This window comes from Nonomuraea insulae, from assembly GCF_042656245.1.
Genome location: NZ_JBHSPA010000031.1, coordinates 89,080 through 105,314, shown reverse-complemented (window position 1 = coordinate 105,314; position 16,235 = coordinate 89,080). Strand labels below are relative to the sequence as shown.

The following is a 16,235-nucleotide window of genomic DNA, read 5'->3' as shown; positions in this document are numbered from 1 at the left end:
GGTTTCTCCCTGCGGATAAGCGACATTTAGTCGATCAGGTTAGCCGCACGCAGCGCGCCGGCGATGCGCTCGCGCTCGGCCTCTGTGGCGGGGCCGAACGGCTTGCGCGGCAGCCCGCCGTCGCGGCCCTGGAGCTGGAGGGCGGCCTTGAGGGTGGCGGGCAGGTTGGGGCCGTCGATGGCGCGCCACACCGTGAGGATGCGCTCGTGCAGTCCGAGGGCGGTCGCGTGGTCGCCCGCCTGCACCGCGTCCCACAGCTCCACCGACAGCTTGGGCGTGACGGTCGGGATGGCCGCGAGCGCGCCGTGCGCGCCGAGGACGAACGCCGGGTAGTGCAGGTCGTCCAGGGCGGCCAGGATGGTGAACCGGTCGCGGACCCGGTGCAGCAGGTCCGCGAGCAGGTGCATGTCGCCGCCGCTCTGCTTGACCGCGATCAGCTGGGGGACGGCGGCGAGCTTCTCGATGGTGTCGACGGGGACCAGCGCCCACGGCACCACGTTGTAGAGCACGATCGGCAGGCCGGTGGCCTCGCCCAGGAGCCGGTAGTGCTCAACGGTCTCCTCCGCCGACGGCGCGAAAACATAGTGCACGGGGGTGACCTGGAGGGCGTCCACACCGGCTTCCTTCAGCGCCAGCGAATACCTGATCGCCTGGGCGGTGGAGTTCTGGATCACGCCGCCGATGACCGGGACCCGGCCGCCGACCTCGTCCACCACGACCTCGCAGATCGCTTTGCTCTCCTCCACCGACAAGGTCTGCCCCTCGCCGGTGCTGCCGCACGCACAGATGGCGGTCACCTCCGCGTTCAGCAGGTACTTGACCTCACCACGCAGCAGTTCGAGGTCGACCTGGTCGTTCTCATCGAACGGGGTGACGACCGTGGAGATCATCCCGTGCAGGTCCAGGTCTTTCATGTCCATCCTCCTCGGGCAGGGAGCCCTTGTCTAAAATCTGGTATCTGATACATTAGCCGACCAGATGCGGGGGTACCACCCCGGCCCTGAGGAGAACCCCGATGAACAACCAATCGAACGCATCCGCGAGCGGCACCTCGTCGGTCCGGAGAGTCACCGTCGCCAGCGCCCTCGGCACCACGGTGGAGTACTACGACTTCACCCTGTACGCCACCACCGCGGCGCTCGTCTTCAACGACGTCTTCTTCCCCACAGACAACGCGATGGTCGGCACGCTCGCCGCGTTCGCCACGTTCTTCGTCGGCTACCTGGCCCGCCCGCTCGGCGGGATCATCTTCGGCCACTACGGTGACCGGCTCGGCCGCAAGACCATCCTGGTCATCACCATGGTGCTGATGGGCGGCGGCACCTTCGCCGTCGGCCTGCTGCCCTCCTATGACAGCATCGGCATCTGGGCGCCCATCCTGCTCACCCTCATCCGGCTGCTGCAGGGTCTGGGCATGGGCGGTGAGTACGGCGGCGGCGTCCTCATGGCCCTGGAATACAGCCCCCGCGAACGCCAGGGCTTCTACACCTCCCTGGTGCACATCGGCACCCCCGCCGGCGTGCTGCTGCCGGTCGGCATCGTCACCCTGCTCGGCGTCTGGCTGCCCGAGGGCGCCTACGAGTCGTGGGCCTGGCGGCTGCCGTTCCTGGCGAGCATCGTGCTCATCGCGCTCGGCGTCTACATCCGCACCCACATCAGCGAGAGCCCGGAATTCGTCAAGGCACGCGAGGAGCGGCAGTCACACCGCCTGCCGGTCAAGGAACTGTTCGCCGGCTACACCGGCCGCGTCGTCACCTCCGTCATCGCGAAGATCGCCGAAAGCGGCCTGTTCAACGTCTACTACGTGGTCGCCATCGCCTACGTCACCACCGAGCTAGGCCAGCCCCGCGAACCCGTGCTCCTCGCCGTCCTGGTGGCCTGCGCGATCGAGTGCCTCACCCTGCCGCTGTTCGGCGCGCTGTCGGACCGTGTCGGCCGCCGGGTCGTCTACATCGGCGGCGCGGTGTTCCAGCTCGTGCTCGCCGTACCGTTCTTCCTGCTGGTCTCCACCGGTAGCCTGCCGTTGATGATCCTGGGCATGACGCTCGGCCTGGCCGTCGGGCACGGCGCCATGTACGGCGCGCAGGCCGCCCTGTTCGGCAACCTCTATCCGGTCGGCGTCCGCTACACCGGCCTGTCGGTCACCCAGCAGGTCGGCGCCACCCTCGGCGGCGGCCTCGCCCCGCTCCTCGGCACCGCACTGATCACCGCCGGCGGTGGCCACTGGACCTGGGTGGCCGTCTACGCCGTCGCCATCGCGGCGCTCTCCAGCCTGGCCGCCACCCGCCTCAAGGCCGGCGAAGCCGTGCGCGAGCCGGTCGACACACCCGTCCTGAAACCGTCGTCGTCCTGAAGCCCCTTCCTGAAGCCCTGTCCTGAAACGTCCGCTGACACCCGGGAGGCCAGCACCGTGACATCCGCGCACATCCCGTTCCTGCCCGCCGACGGCGACCCCGTCCCGCCGGGCCTGCGCGGCTTCGCCCGCGCCCACGCCGGGCTGGTCGAGCTGCACGAGAACCCCACCTACCTCGCCGCCAGGCACCGCCACCCCGGCCGCACGGTCGGCCTGGTCTCCGGCGGCGGCTCCGGGCACGAACCCCTGCACGCGGGATTCCTCGGCCGGGGCATGCTGGACGCGGTCGCGCCAGGCAAGGTGTTCGCCTCGCCGCACAACCGGCAGGTGCTCGAGGCCAGCAGGAATGCCGCCGGCCCCGCCGGTGTGATCCACATCGTCAAGAATTACACCGGCGACCGGATCAACTTCGGCATCGCCGCGGAACGGCTCAGACACGACGGCATCGAGGTCCGCCGCGTGCTGGTCGACGACGACCTGGCCACCGAGTCCGACCAGACCGCCACCGGCCGCCGCGGCACCGGCGCCACCATCGTCGTGGAGAAACTGCTCGGCGCCGCCGCCGACACCGGCCTCGGCCTGGACGAACTCGCCGGCCTCGGCACCCGCTTCGCCGGTGCGTCACGCAGCCTCGCCGTCGCCACCCGCGCGCACACCTCGCTGCACACCGGCAGGCCCTCCTTCGTCCTGGAGCCGGGTCAGATCGAGTACGGCGTCGGCATCCACGGCGAGCGCGCCGCGCAGTCGATCGCCAGGCCGTCCACCGAGAAGCTGGTCGAGACGATGCTCGACCGGCTCATGGAGGGCCTGCCGGACGGCCCTGACGAGGTCGTCGCCGTCGTCAACGGCCTCGGCGGCACCACCCAGCTCGAACTGTACGGCCTGCATGATCTCGTGGCCGCCGGGCTGGAGCTCCGTGGCCTCACCCTCGTCGACGCCCTGGTCGGCACGTTCGTGCCCGCGCTCGACATGGCCGGCTTCTCCCTGACACTTACCCGCCTGCGGCCGGAGTGGAGGGCATGGTGGGCCGCTCCCACGATCACCCCGGCCTTCCCCGCGCGCAGCACAGAGGAGGACGTTCACTGATGGCTCTGAACGAGGAGGTCATCCTGCGCCGCTACGCGGCAGCCGCTGAGGCCGCACACGCCGAGCTCACCGAACTCGATCAGCTCAGCGGCGACGGCGACTTCGGCGACAACCTCAGGAACGGACTCCGCGACGCCGTGCGGGCGTATGAGAAATCGGGCGGCTCCGCGCTGCGCGTGCTCGGCGAGGTCTTCCTCGACGAGGTGGGCGGCACCAGCGGCCCCCTGCTCGGCCTGCTGTTCACCGAGATCGCCCGCGCGCACGAGAAGCAGGGGACCGACCCGGCCGCCGCCTGGGCCGCGGGTACCGCCGCGGGTCTGGCCGCCATCCAGCGGGTCGGCGAAGCCGAGGTCGGCGACCGTACCCTTGTCGACGCCCTGGCTCCCGCGGTCGAGGCGTTGCGGCGAGGGGGGCAGAGCGCGTTCGCCGCGGCCGCGGAAGCGGCGGGCGCCGGCGCCGCGCGGACCGCGGAGATGCGCGCCCGGATGGGCCGGGCCAGCTACGTCGGCGACCGGGCCAAGGGCGCGCCCGACCCCGGCGCCCTGGGCGTGGCGGTGCTGTTCTGGGTGGTCGCCACCGTCGCGGATCCGCAGGCAGACCTCCGGCCCCCGCTCGCCTCCCTGTAACCGCCCAGTGAACCGCCGCGGGCTCGGCCCTGATCGCCATGATGTGTGACCAGCAGAGAGGAGCACACCCGTGACTGAGGCGACGTCCTTTCTGCTTGAACGTCTGCACGCGGCCGGCCTGACCGACGTCGTCGCGGTCGAGCCGGCCACTGGAGGTCTCGCCGCGACCGCGGGTCTGGCGCGCCGCGGTGACAGCACGTCGGTGTTCGTCAAGGCGTTCGGCGAGCCGGTGTCGGACGACGCTTTCGCCGCGGAGGCCGAAGGGCTCACCGTGCTGCGTGAGGCGGGCGGCGTCGCCACGCCCGAGATCATCCTCGCGGACCGCGACCTGCTCGTGCTGTCCGTGCTGGGCGCACGAGGCCCAACAGCGACAGTGCCGAGCGTCCCACAGCCCGACGGGCGAGGTCTGCTGGGCCAAGGCCCCCGCACTTGAGTTCGAGAGTCTCCCGATGCCAGCGCAGGAACGCCATCAACGTGGTCCGCTCATCCGCCTGCGGTGGCCGTGCGAGCCGTGGGTCGCTGTTGGGGCGGGGGGACATGGTGGTCGGCATGCCACCATAATCCACGGCCGCCCCGACATGTCGGCGCGGAACCCGCCGGAAAACCGCAAGGAAGGTCCGGACAACCTGATCCGCTCGCCTTGCGAGTTGCCGGTCAGCGCCTCGATCATCCGCCCTACGCCGGCCGCGGCCGGACCCTCGTCGGAAGTCAGATCTCGCGGGAGGTCTCCTGCCAGTAGGGGGCGCGGAGCAGGCGCTTGTACAGCTTGCCGGTCGGGGTGCGCGGCAGTTCGGGGAGGAAGTCGATCGATCGGGGCACCTTGTAGCCGGCCAGTGACCTGCGGCAGTGCGCCATGAGCTCCCCGGGCAGCTCGACGGTCACCTCGGTGCCCTCCATCAGCTCGACGGCGGCTTTGACCTGTTCGCCGTACTCGTCGTCCGGGATGCCGAAGACCGCGACGTCACGGACTGCCGGGTGGGTGATCAGCACGTGTTCGATCTCGGCCGGATAGATGTTCACGCCGCCACTGATGATCATGTCGATGGCACGGTCGCACAGGAACAGGTAGCCGTCCTCGTCGAAGTAGCCGATGTCACCGGTCGTGAACAGCCCGCCGGCGCGGTGGATCGAGGCGGTCTTGTCCGGGTCGCCCCAATACTCGACGTCGTCACCGTTGGCGTAGCGGAACCAGATCTCGCCCTGCTGCCCCTGGCCGACGGGGACGCCGTCGGAGTTCAGGATGCGGATCTCCGTCGTGGGCTGCGGGCGGCCGACGCTGCCGGGCTTGGCCAGCCACTGCTCCGCGTTGATGATCGTGTTGACGCCCGCCTCGGTGGAGCCGTAGTACTCGTTGACCACCGGCCCCAGCCAGTCGATCATCTGCCGTTTGACCTGCGGCGAGCAGGGGGCGGCGCCGTGCCAGATCGCCGCCAGGCTGTCGCCGGAGAGGGCCTGCCTGGCGGCGGGATCCAGGCGCAGGAGGCGGACGAACTGGGTGGGCACCAGATGCACGTTGGTGATCGCGTACTCGTCGATCAGGCGCAGGGTCTCGGCGGGGTCGAACGCGCGCCGCATGACGACGGAACTGCCGCCCATGAACGCCAGGTAGGAGAACATCCACTGGGCCGAGTGGTAGACCGGTCCGGCCAGGAGTGTGCGGGCGTCCGCGGGAAGCGAGAAGGTCTTGGCGAACCCGTCGGAGACCAGCGCGAGGACGTCGACGGGCAGGCCGACGATGGACCGTTTGCGGCTGACGCCCTTGGGCCGGCCGGTGGTGCCGGAGGTGTAGAACATCGGGTTGCCCATGACCTGGGGCTCCGGCTCGCCGGCCGGGCCGCTGGCGAGGAACTCCTCGTACGGAACGAAGCCCGGGATGCCGTCGCCGAAGGCGATCCGGGTCGGCAGATCGAGCCCCTCGACGGCCTCGCCCGCCTGCGCGGCGAAGGCCGGGTCGGTGAACAGGGCCCGCACGCCCGCGTCCCGCAACACGTAGCCGAGCTCCGGGGCGGCCCAGTGCCAGTTGACCAGCACGTAGCGCAGGCCGATGTGGCCGGCGGCCGCCATGACCTCGAAGTACTCGCGGCGGTTGGCCGAGTGGACGGCGATCGCGTCACCGGCGCTCAGCCCCGAGCCGAGCAGCGCGCCGGCCAGCTGGTCGACTCGCTCGTCGAGCTCGCGCCAGGTGGTGACGCCTTCCTCGTCGGCCAGCGCGGTCTCATCCGGACGAGCCTCGGCGAAGCGCCGCAACAATCGGGCCATCGTTGCTCTCCACTCTCATATCGCTGAACATGATGGTTACTGCCGGACGTCACAGGACGTGATAGTCGTCGATGTCGGGCACGCGGGTCCGCTCCCAGTACTCCATGAGGGTGAAGGGCCAGTTCTGCGCGACGCGGCCGAGGGCGTTCTTGTACCAGCTGTTCACCGTGGACACGCCCCAGGCCCGCCGCCGGTTGGCGGCGTCGATCATCTCGTTGTACGCGTCGTGCACCTCCTCCCGGCACTCCAGCGCCCGATGCCCGTCACGCAGCAGCGAACCCAGACACTCCAGGATGTAGTGGGTCTCGCATTCGGAGAAGAAGATGATGCTGCCGTTGACGACGATGTTCGTGTTCGGCCCGTACATCAGGAACAGGTTCGGGAATTCCGGCACCGTCATGCCGAGGTAGGCGCGGGCGTCGCCGTTCCAGCGTTTGTGCAGGTCCGCCCCGTTGCGGCCGGTCACCGTCATCGGCATGAGGAAGTCGGAGGCGGAGAATCCGGTGGCGTAGATGATGACGTCGGCGTCGTGGTCACCGTCGTCGGTGCTGATCCCGTGGTCGGTGATGCGGCTGATCGGGTCGGTGACCAGCGTGACGTTGTCCCGCTTCAGCGCCGCGGCCCACACGCCGTTGTCGCGCAGCATGCGTTTGGCGCCGGGAGGGTAGTCGGGGATCGCGGCGCGCAGCAGATCCGGGCGGTCCGCGAACAGGTGCTCCAGGTACGCGGTCAGCAGGGCGCGTCGTTCGTCGTTGGGCGCCGACACCGAGCGCTCGCCGTCCCGCCACGCGGGATCGACCTCCACGGCGGGCAGCCCTCCCTCCACCGTGCTGGCGAACAGCCAGAAGCGGTACCACCGCGAGTAGCCAGGGACGTGCCTGAACAACCAGCGCAGGCCGTCGGCGACGGGCGCGTGGTAGTGAGGAGTGGGCCCGAGCCAGGGGGCGGTGCGCTGGAAGATGACCAGGCTGCCGGCCGTCCTGGCGATCTCGGGCACGAACTGGAAGGCGCTCGCGCCCGTACCGATCACCGCGACCCGCTTGCCCGTCAGGTCGAGGCCGTGCTCCCAGCGCGCCGAGTGGAAGCTCGGCCCGTTGAAGTCGCCCATGCCCTCGATGCGCGGGTAGGAGGGGCGGTTGAGCTGGCCGACCGCGGAGATGACCGCCTGGGCGCGGAGGATTTCGGTGCCGCCGTCCGGCGTCCGTACGCGGACCGTCCACGCGCACGTCTCGTCGTCGAACTCGGCGGCCAGCACCTCCGTGCCGAACCGGATGCGCTCGCGGACGCCGGTGCGGTCGGCGAATCGCCGGAAGTAGTCCAGCAGCACGTCCTGGGTGGAGAAGTAGGCGGGCCAGTCGTCATGTTCGAGGAAGGAGTAGCTGTACAGATGGCTGCTGACATCGACGCGGCAGCCCGGATAGGTGTTCTCCAGCCACGTGCCGCCCACGTCGCCGTTCTTCTCGACGATCGTGTACGGGACGCCGGCCTGACCCAGCCGATGCCCGGCCAGCAGTCCCGACATCCCCGCCCCGACGATGACGACGTGGAACCGACGATCGGGAGCGAGCCGCTCCTTGCGCCACCGCGGGGCCGCCGGGTCGTCCCGCGTGGCGACTTCGTCGATCAGCAGCGGCAGGTAGCGCCCGGCGTCGGTCCCGGCCAGAAACCGCCCGGTGGCCGGCATCTCCTCCTCGTCCGCCGGCCCTTGCCGAAAGGAGAGGCGGCCGTCGCGGACCGCGCCGAGCGTGGCGAGCGCGAGCGCGCGCACCTCATCCTGCTGCGCCGGTGAGTAGCCGCCCTGCGGCATCAAAGGGTTGACCGTGGTCGGTCGCAGGTGGTCCGGCAGCAGCGCCGGATCACCGGTGGCGGTGGCCAGGGCCGCAAGCAGCGGTGGCAGCTCGGCGTCGAGGAGCGCTCTCTCGATCGCGTCGTCCGCGTCCATGATCGGTTCGGTCATGCCCGCGCCTCCGTCAGGTCGCCGAGCCGGCTGCCGAGGGCTTCGCGAACGGCGCCGATGAACGCCTCGCGGGCTCGGTCGGCCGCGTGGGAGATCCGCGTCTGGTAGAGGAAGCCATGGACGAGCCCGTCGAGCTCAAGGTGGGTGACGGCGACCCCGGCCCGCGCGAGGCGGTGCGCGTAGCGCTCGCCCTCGGTGCGCAGCGGATCGTACTCGGCGGTGGCCACGATCGCGGGCGGGAGGCCCGACAGGTCGGCGAACAGCGGAGAGGCATCAGAGGCGGTACGGTCGGCAGGGTCAGGCAGGTAAGAGTCGACGAACCACCGCATCATGGACAGGGTGAGCCCGTAGCCCTCGCCACACGTGAGGTACGAACCACCCTCCTGAGCGCCGCAGTCGAGGGTCGCGTCCACGGTCGGGTAGGCCAGCGCCTGGACCGCGATCCGCGGCCCGCCCGCCTCGCGCGCCCGCAGCGCGGCCGCCGCGGCGAGGTTCCCCCCGGCGCTGTCGCCGATCACGGCCAGGCGGCCGGCGTCTCCGCCGAGTTCGGCCGCGTGCCCGGCGAGCCAGCACACCGCCGCCCAGTAGTCGTCGATGGCCGCCGGATACGGGTGCTCGGGCGCGCGGCGGTAGTCCACCGCGACGACCACGGCGGGCAGCGCGTGGCTGAGGTGGCGGCAGACCTCGTCGTGGGTCTCCAGATCGCCGAGCACCCACCCTCCCGCGTGCGCGAACGCCACGACGGGCAGGCTCGGGGTCGTGGCGTCCGGACGGTAGATCCGCACCGGTACGGCTCCGTCGATCGTGTGCTCGCGGACCTCGGCGAGCGGGAGGGGTTCGTAGTCCTCGCCGAGCCAGGCGAGGATGGAGGCCAGGAAGCCGTAACGAACGACAGCGGGCGGAAGCTGGCTCAGGGGAATGGCAGGGACGGTCGCAGCGCGCTCAAGCATGGCGCGGAGCTGCGGGTCAAGAGGCATCGGGGCCCCTCTCAAATAGCTGTTCACGCCTTACTTGAAACGCTATTACAAGTTGGAATCAAGTTTCAAGTAGTGCACCCCGGATCAGCCGTTCGGCAGGATGACGGCGCGGCCGTTCACCTTGCCCTCGTGCAACCGCTCGTAGGCATGCGGGGCCTGGTCGAGGGCGTAGGTCTCGACGTGGACCTCGACGGCGCCCGTACGGGCCAGAGCGAGGACCTCGATGAGTTCGGCGCGCGTGCCCCAGTAGGTGGAGGAGACCGTCGTCCCGTGCGGGAGCGCGCCGAAGCCGACGGGAATCCGGCCACCACCCAGGCCGACGATGACGATGTCGCTCTCGACACCGGCCAGAGCGGCCGCGAGAGCGACGGTCGCCGGGGCGCCCACGAGATCGAAGACCGCCTGGGCTCCTTGGCCGCCGGTCAGGGCACGGAAGGCGGTCGCGGCGTGCTCGTCCGACAGCAGCGTCTCGTGGGCTCCGACCTGACGGGCCAGGTCCAGCTTCGCTTCTGAGACGTCGAGCGCGACCACCGTGGCCGGGCTCAGCGCGCGCAGGAGCTGCACGGCGACGTGGCCGAGCCCGCCGACGCCGATGACGACGGCGATGCTGCCGGGCGTCAGCTTCGGCAGCGAGCGCTTGATCGCGTGATAGGGAGTCAGCCCGGCGTCGGTGAGCGGAACGGCCCGCACCGGGTCGAGCCCGCCGAGCGGGACAAGGTGGCGCGCGTCGTCCACGAGCAGGTATTCGGCGATCGCCCCCGGCGCGCCCAGACCCGGCGAAAAGATCCCGAGCCCTGCGGCGCGCAGGCAGTAGTTCTCCCTGCCCTCGGCGCACTTGGCGCAGACACCGCAGCCCCACGCACCGTAGACGGCTGCGGCGTCGCCCACCTCCCAGCCCGTGACGCCCTCGCCCAGCGCCGCCACCGTGCCCGCGCCCTCATGGCCGAGGACGAGCGGCATCGGGAAGGGCAGCCCCTCACCAGGCAGATTCATCACGGTGATGTCGGAGTGGCAGATCCCAGCGGCGGTGACCTCCAGCAGCACCTGCCCGGGGCCCGGCTCAGGATCGGCGACGGCGCCCACTTCGGGTGCTTCGCCGTCACCGCGGCATCGCAGTGCTCTCATCGTCGGCCCCTCTCGGGTCAGCGGGCCGAGTAGGCGCCGTCGACCAGGTGGTAGCTGCCATGGACGAATGAGGCCCGTGCCGAGAGCAGGAACGCCACCAGTTCGGCCACCTCCTCCGCGCGACCGAGCCTACCGGCGGCGTGCAGGCTGCCCAGCGTCCGGCGAGCCTCGTCGCCCACGCCCTCCAGCAGCGGCGTGTCGATGAAGCCCGGTCCGACCGCGTTGATCCGCACCCCCAGCGGGGCGTACTCCAGGGCGGCGGTCTTCGTCAGCCCGACCACGCCGTGCTTGGCCGCGACGTAGGCCGCCTGCCCGGGAAAGCCGTTGATCCCCAGGGCGGAGGCCATGTTCACGATCGCGCCGCCGCCGCAGGCCAGAATCGCCGGCAACTCGTGGCGCAGGCAGTAGAAGACTCCGTCCAGATTGGTGGAGATCACGCGGCGCCAGTCCGCGAGGTCCTGATCTCCGATGTGCCCGCCGGCACCGGTCACACCGGCGTTGTTGACGGCCAGGTGCAGCCCGCCCAGCCCGGCCACGGTGGCCTCGACCGCGGCGCGGACGGACTCTGGATCGGTCACGTCCACCGGCACCGCGAGCGCCCGCGCCCCCGCGGAGGTCAACTCCTGAGCCGCCTGCTTGGCCCCCGCCTCGTTGTGATCGGCGATCGCGACCGCCGCGCCCCCGGCCGCCAGGCGCTGGGCGACGGCCAGGCCGATCCCTGACGCGCCACCGGTGACGAGGGCGATCTGGCCGCCGAACTCCGTCGCGTAGTCGCCGGTCATGACATGGCACCTGCTTTCTTGGCGATGTCCCGCACCGTTCCCGTCATCCGGCCTTCAGCACGGACGAGTCGAGCTCGACCGCGGCGGGGGTGGACACGCGGCGCCAGGGGCCGTGGAACAGGAAGATGGCGGGGATGTACAGGACGAGACAGCCGAGTGAGATCAACAGCCATGTCTGCCAGCCTGCCACCTCGACCACGTACGGGATGGCCAGCAGGCCGACCATGGCGACGGCCTTGGTGAGGAAGCCGAACAGGCCCCACGCGGTGCCCTGCAACCTGGGATCGACGTCCTCCGCGTCCTCGGAGTAGTTGGCCATCCAGGGGGCGTAAGCCACGGCCAGCGACCCGCCGAGCAGCGCGCCGACGACCATCAGCAGGCCGAGCGACACGTCGTCCTGCCCCAGCAGGAAGGCGAGGTAGAACGTGCAGAGCACGCCTCCCAGCGTCCCTGCCAGCGAGAACGGCTTGCGCAGCCTGATCCGGTCGGAGACGCGGCCGATGACGATCAGCACGGCCAGGTCGAGGGTCCAGAACGCGGCCATGACCGTGGACGCCTGCGCGGTGCTGATGCCCAGGGCGTCGACGAGCATGGTCTGGCCGAACAGCGAGAGCGTGAGGTAGAGGACCAGCCACAGCGCGATGCCGATCAGGTGGGCCCAGATGTTGCGCCGCGCCAGCAGTGTCCTGACCCTGGCCGGCTTGGCCAGGTCGACCACGTGGGCCGCGTCCCTCTCGGTGTGCTGGATGCGGGCCCGCAGTTCGGGCGACAGGTCGGCGATGCTGGCGGCGATGACCAGCGAGATGACCAGGGAGACGCAGCCCATGATGACGAACTGCGAACGCCAGGAGTCGTTGAAGATCGGCAGCGTCCAGCCGGCGATGGCGGCGGCGAGGAAGTTGGCCCCGACCGGGCCCCACGTCCAGAACCCGAACGCCTGCGCCCGGCCCAGGCGCGGGGAGAAATCGCGCACCAGCGGGGCGGTGCCGGCCATCGCCACTCCGTCGACGAACGCCAGCACGATCCGGGCGATCAGCAGGTCGCGGGGGCTGTGCACGAGCGTCATGCCGAAGCAGCACAGGGAGGTCAGCAGCATCAGCGGGACCAGCAGCCGTACCCGGCCGAGCCGGTCGGTGAGCCTGCCGCCCACCACGGAGGCGACGGCGCCGGCCACCAGCGCGACCGCCGACACGGCACCGTAGGTGCCCAGTGTCATGTTCATGTCCTTGAGCAGCAGCGGCACCACTGGTGCGATCTGCGCTTCGTAGGAGCCGATGAGGCTGGCCAGCACGGCCATCGTGAGGATCTTCATGCGGCGGGTGCCCGTGGGGTACTCGTCGAGTTGGCGGACGTAAGACCAGCCCATGGTCGCGCCTTTCTGATGGGCTCCAACCCTCGCCACCAGTTCTAGAGGCTAAATCTAGAATTGGTTTCCACGGATGTTCCGCCCTCTCACTCCACACGTCAAGGGGGTGTGAGAGATGAGGTCGCGCCGGCGGTGGTGCCAGGCGGGCTATTCGGCCGGTTGGGCCAGCCGGCCGACCAGGGTGGCGAAGTAGTCGGTCAGCTCCGTCGCCTCCTCCCGCGTCGCGCACTCCACGATCTGCCGCGCGCCGGCGGCCACCACCCCGGTCACGGCGGCGGCCAGCGCCTCGCCGAACCGCCGACCCTCCAGTTGCAGCACGCCCATGTTCTGGTCGATCCACCGGCGCAGCCCGCCGCGGGCGATCGCGTCGAATCCGGGCGGGTTGTCGCCTGACAGGAACAGCCGGGCCAGGTCGCGTTCGTCCCAGCAGGCCAGGAGGTAGGCGCGCGCGCCGGCCAGATAGATCCGGAACGGGTCGCGCTCCCCGGCCTCCCGCGCCCGTTCGATGGCCTGCTGGGTGGCGGCCCAGAGCCACTCGGAGTGGCGCCTGTGCAACTCCAGGAAGAGATGTTCCTTGCCGCCGAACTGGTTGTACAGGCTGCCCACGCTGGTGCCGGAGCTCGCCACGATCTCCGAGATCGTGGCGCCCTCGAAACCGTTGGCGACGAAGACCCGGCGGGCGCCGTCGAGCAGCGCGTTGCGCGTGGCCAGAGCGCGCTTGGACAGAGGCTGACCGGGCGCGGTATGGGCGCCTTGCGGGGCTTGCGGCCGGGTGTCCGAAGTGCGGGCCATCGCCGCCCTCCTCCCGTCAGCCAGCGGTCATGCCGGGCCCCAGTGTTTCACGACCGGGCTCGGCGGCGCGCTCACGAGCTCCTTCGGTGTAGGGGATGCGGTCGGGCACGGAGAACCGCTCAGGCCGGGCCGAGCCAGTCCAGGATGAGACTGTTGACCTCCTCCGGCCGTTCGAGGTGGAGGAAGTGTCCCGCGCCCGCCACCTGTTCGGCCCGCGAGCCAGGCGGCAGGTGGCTCGACGCGTCCTTGACCAGGTCGGCGCCCAGGCAACGTCCTGGGTGCCGTGCAGGTAGAGGACGGGGCCCGAGACCCCGGCGGGAACGGCCGGACGGCGGCGTGGTGCCGAGCATGGCCCAGTAGTAGCCGATAGAACGAGCGCTTGAGCTGCTCGTAGTCGAGGAATCCGGCACCGATGGTGCCCGGCGGCGGCACGGCCAGGGTCACGGCCCGCCGTCGGGTAGACGGGGAAGGCGCCCCAGTCGTGTCCGATGATGACCTGGACGGCCGTGCTGATCTGGTCGGCGCAGGACCCGGGAGGGATCTTGGATGGCCATCCCGCCGGAATTGGACGCCGGCCAGTCAAGTCATTCTGGGGCGTGTGGTGCCAAGGCGCGTAGGACGTGGTCGACGAGTTCCCGGATTTCAGCGGAGCTGTGCAGGTCGCCCTGATGGAGTAGGAGCCGATAGTAGACGGGCCCGTACAGCAGTTCCAAGGACAGGTCCAGGTCGGCGTCGGCACGGATCCCGCCGTCGGTGCGGGCCTTGGCCAGGCGGGTGCGGGCTTGCTCGGCGCGCGGCTGGATCAGCATCTGGTCCAGGTCGCGGGCGAGGTCCGGGGCGTGCTGGGTGTCGGCGATCAGGCCGGTGAGCGCGCGGCCGACACGGGGGTCGGCGAACAGCCCGCGCAGCAGACCTTCCATCTGCGTCACCAGGTCCGCGCGGATATCACCGGTGTCGGGGAAGTCGGCGGCGGGGGTGGCCGCGTCGTCCAGGGCCTCCAGGACGACCGCGCCCTTGGAGGGCCACCAGCGGTAGATGGTCTTCTTGCTGACGCCGGCGCGAGCGGCGATGGCCTCGACCGTCACCGGGCCGTATCCGTGCTCGGCACACAGGTCCAGGGCGGTGTCGAGGATCGCGCGGCGGCTCTTCTGGTTGCGCCGCTGAGGGTCGGGCGGCCGAGGGGCGGGTTGGTCGGGCATGGAGCCATCCTATCGGAAACGACACGGATCGTGTTGACAAGCTTCTCCCGCTGAGGCAGGCTTTCGACGCGCAGAGAAACGACACGTGTCGTTGCCTGGTGCGCTTGCGGTGGTGACCACCGCGCAGCCATGGAAAACCGCCATACAGAAAGAACGGAAGACATCATGAGCAAGGTCTGGTTCGTCACCGGTTCCTCCCGCGGCTTGGGACGTAACTTCGTCGAGGCCGCCCTGGGCCGAGGCGACAAGGTGGCCGCCACCGCCCGGACCACAGCGAGCCTTGACGAGCTGGTCGCCGCCCATGGTGACGCGGTGCTCCCGCTTGCGATGGACGTGACCGACAAGGCCGCCGTTTTCGCGAGCGTCAAGCGGGCCAAGGAGCACTTCGGCCGGCTGGACGTCATCGTGAACAACGCCGGCTACGCCCAGGTCGGCGCGATCGAGGAGCTGACCGAGCAGCACCTGCGCGACCAACTGGAGACCAACCTGTTCGGCGCGGTGTGGGTGATCCAGGCCGCGCTGCCCTACCTGCGCGAGCAGGGCGCCGGACACCTCATCCAGCTGTCCTCGGCTGCCGGGATCATCGCGATGCCACTCGGCGGCGCATACCATGCCTCCAAGTGGGCGCTGGAAGGTTTGAATGAAGCTCTCGCCGGCGAGGTCGCCGACTTCGGCATCAAGGTGACCGTGGTCGAGCCCGGCGGCTTCGCCACCCGGTCGGGAAAGAACCCCGACCCACTCGCCAACGGCCACGTGGCCCAGGCCGACCCGATCTACGACGGGCTCCGCCGGCGCCTCGCGGGGTTCACGGGCAAGCAGCCTGCCGGCGATCCGGCCGCCGCGGCCCAGGCGCTCCTCAAGATCGTGGACTCCGGCAACCCACCCCTGCGGGTGCTCTTCGGCCAGGGCTTCTACCCGATGATCCAGCAGGTCTACACCGACCGGCTCAAGACCTGGGCCGACTGGCAGGACCTTTCGGCGGAGGCACACGGCAAGCTCGACGAGGACAGCGCGGTCTGAGCTTCGGCAGTCGGTCACGTGAGGCAAGCCTCCAGCCGTACCGGCATCGCCTACCTGTCCTGCAGCTGTTTCGTCGAACTAGCCACACAGATCGCAAGACCCGAAGTACATGGAGGGTTCATGTTCGCCGCCTACGCGACGATCATCATCTTTGCCTCGCTGCTGTTCGGGAGCGCGGCCATCGTCTATCTGATCGGTCACGAATTTCCGAAGGCCCAGCTGGACATGAAGCGCCTGCCGCGATCGTGGGGACCCGTCCTGGGCGCGATGCTGGCGTTGGGCTCATTGGGATTGCTGGGCGGATTCGCCATCCCCATGCTGGGGACTCTGGCTGCCTACAGCCTCGTGCTGTACTTCGCCGGCGCGCTCCTGGCGCACCTGCGAGTGGGGTCCCGCAAGCTTGGAAACTGGGCCTTGTTCTTCGCCACCGCGGTGGCCGCACTGGGCGCGAACCTGCTCTCCCACTGGTGGTGATCCCTGCAGACGGGAGTGAGAAGTCGCAGTCATAGCCTTCGCCCAAGGGGACGCGATCTTCGACCGGGTACTGCCAACTTCGATGACGCGAGCATCCTTATTTCGACACCCATCGAAGTTGCAGTGCCCAGGTCGGGAGCAGGCCCCACTGTCATCTTCGCCGCGTCCAGACAACGGCCGCCAGGCCTGTCCGGCCCTCAGCACACTGAGTCGAACACC

At 70.0% G+C, this 16,235-nt stretch carries 16 protein-coding genes; 5 read left to right on the top strand and 11 right to left on the bottom strand.

Annotation, left to right across the window (positions count from 1 at the left end):
- Positions 1-26: 26 nt before the first annotated feature.
- Positions 27-914, bottom strand: coding sequence for a dihydrodipicolinate synthase family protein (locus tag ACFPZ3_RS27760; RefSeq protein WP_379517175.1), 888 nt, complete (start codon positions 912-914; stop codon positions 27-29).
- A 101-nt stretch (positions 915-1,015) separates the two neighbouring features.
- Between ACFPZ3_RS27760 and ACFPZ3_RS27755 the strand changes: the two genes are divergently transcribed.
- From ACFPZ3_RS27755 to ACFPZ3_RS27745, 3 genes are read left to right on the top strand one after another with little or no spacing between them, the layout of a single operon-like run.
- A complete protein-coding gene (locus ACFPZ3_RS27755) occupies positions 1,016-2,353 on the top strand; it encodes an MFS transporter (protein WP_379517174.1) in 1,338 nt (445 codons plus the stop codon).
- Between the two features lie 57 nt (positions 2,354-2,410).
- Positions 2,411-3,439: a dihydroxyacetone kinase subunit DhaK gene (locus ACFPZ3_RS27750; protein ID WP_379517173.1), complete on the top strand. Its 1,029-nt coding sequence runs from the start codon at positions 2,411-2,413 to the stop codon at positions 3,437-3,439.
- Positions 3,439-4,065, top strand: coding sequence for a DAK2 domain-containing protein (locus ACFPZ3_RS27745; protein ID WP_379517172.1), 627 nt, complete (start codon positions 3,439-3,441; stop codon positions 4,063-4,065). Before ACFPZ3_RS27750 ends, ACFPZ3_RS27745 begins: the two co-directional genes overlap by 1 nt.
- A gap of 308 nt (positions 4,066-4,373) precedes the next feature.
- Here ACFPZ3_RS27745 and ACFPZ3_RS27740 read toward each other — a convergent pair whose 3' ends face one another.
- From ACFPZ3_RS27740 to ACFPZ3_RS27695, 10 genes are all read right to left on the bottom strand, one after another.
- Positions 4,374-4,535 carry a mycothiol transferase gene (locus tag ACFPZ3_RS27740; protein ID WP_379517475.1) on the bottom strand — a complete coding sequence of 54 codons (162 nt, stop codon included), beginning with the start codon at positions 4,533-4,535 and terminating at the stop codon, positions 4,374-4,376.
- 238 nt (positions 4,536-4,773) lie between these two features.
- Complete coding sequence (locus ACFPZ3_RS27735; protein WP_379517171.1) at positions 4,774-6,324, bottom strand: AMP-binding protein; 1,551 nt, start codon at positions 6,322-6,324, stop codon at positions 4,774-4,776.
- 49 nt (positions 6,325-6,373) lie between these two features.
- On the bottom strand, positions 6,374-8,281 hold the full coding sequence (locus tag ACFPZ3_RS27730; RefSeq protein ID WP_379517170.1) for a flavin-containing monooxygenase: 1,908 nt from the start codon (positions 8,279-8,281) through the stop codon (positions 6,374-6,376).
- Entirely contained in the window at positions 8,278-9,258 is a 981-nt protein-coding gene (locus tag ACFPZ3_RS27725; RefSeq protein WP_379517169.1) for an alpha/beta hydrolase, read from the bottom strand. The genes ACFPZ3_RS27730 and ACFPZ3_RS27725 overlap by 4 nt, the downstream gene beginning before the upstream one ends.
- Before the next feature lie 84 nt (positions 9,259-9,342).
- On the bottom strand, positions 9,343-10,383 hold the full coding sequence (locus tag ACFPZ3_RS27720) for an NAD(P)-dependent alcohol dehydrogenase (RefSeq protein WP_379517168.1): 1,041 nt from the start codon (positions 10,381-10,383) through the stop codon (positions 9,343-9,345).
- Between the two features lie 17 nt (positions 10,384-10,400).
- Positions 10,401-11,165 (bottom strand): SDR family NAD(P)-dependent oxidoreductase, encoded by a 765-nt coding sequence (locus ACFPZ3_RS27715; RefSeq protein ID WP_379517167.1) that lies wholly within the window; start codon positions 11,163-11,165, stop codon positions 10,401-10,403.
- A gap of 43 nt (positions 11,166-11,208) precedes the next feature.
- A complete protein-coding gene (locus ACFPZ3_RS27710; RefSeq protein WP_379517166.1) occupies positions 11,209-12,531 on the bottom strand; it encodes an MFS transporter in 1,323 nt (440 codons plus the stop codon).
- A gap of 147 nt (positions 12,532-12,678) precedes the next feature.
- Entirely contained in the window at positions 12,679-13,323 is a 645-nt protein-coding gene (locus ACFPZ3_RS27705; RefSeq protein WP_379517165.1) for a TetR/AcrR family transcriptional regulator, read from the bottom strand.
- Between the two features lie 119 nt (positions 13,324-13,442).
- A complete protein-coding gene (locus ACFPZ3_RS27700) occupies positions 13,443-13,673 on the bottom strand; it encodes an alpha/beta fold hydrolase (RefSeq protein ID WP_379517164.1) in 231 nt (76 codons plus the stop codon).
- A gap of 234 nt (positions 13,674-13,907) precedes the next feature.
- Complete coding sequence (locus tag ACFPZ3_RS27695) at positions 13,908-14,522, bottom strand: TetR/AcrR family transcriptional regulator (RefSeq protein ID WP_379517163.1); 615 nt, start codon at positions 14,520-14,522, stop codon at positions 13,908-13,910.
- A gap of 165 nt (positions 14,523-14,687) precedes the next feature.
- On the opposite strand from ACFPZ3_RS27695, the gene ACFPZ3_RS27690 reads away from it, so the two are divergent.
- Both ACFPZ3_RS27690 and ACFPZ3_RS27685 read left to right on the top strand, forming a co-directional pair.
- The gene (locus ACFPZ3_RS27690; protein WP_379517162.1) at positions 14,688-15,542 is read left to right on the top strand and encodes an SDR family NAD(P)-dependent oxidoreductase; all 855 of its coding nucleotides are present in this window, start codon (positions 14,688-14,690) and stop codon (positions 15,540-15,542) included.
- Between the two features lie 120 nt (positions 15,543-15,662).
- Entirely contained in the window at positions 15,663-16,016 is a 354-nt protein-coding gene (locus ACFPZ3_RS27685) for a DoxX family protein (RefSeq protein WP_379517161.1), read from the top strand.
- Positions 16,017-16,235: the final 219 nt, after the last annotated feature.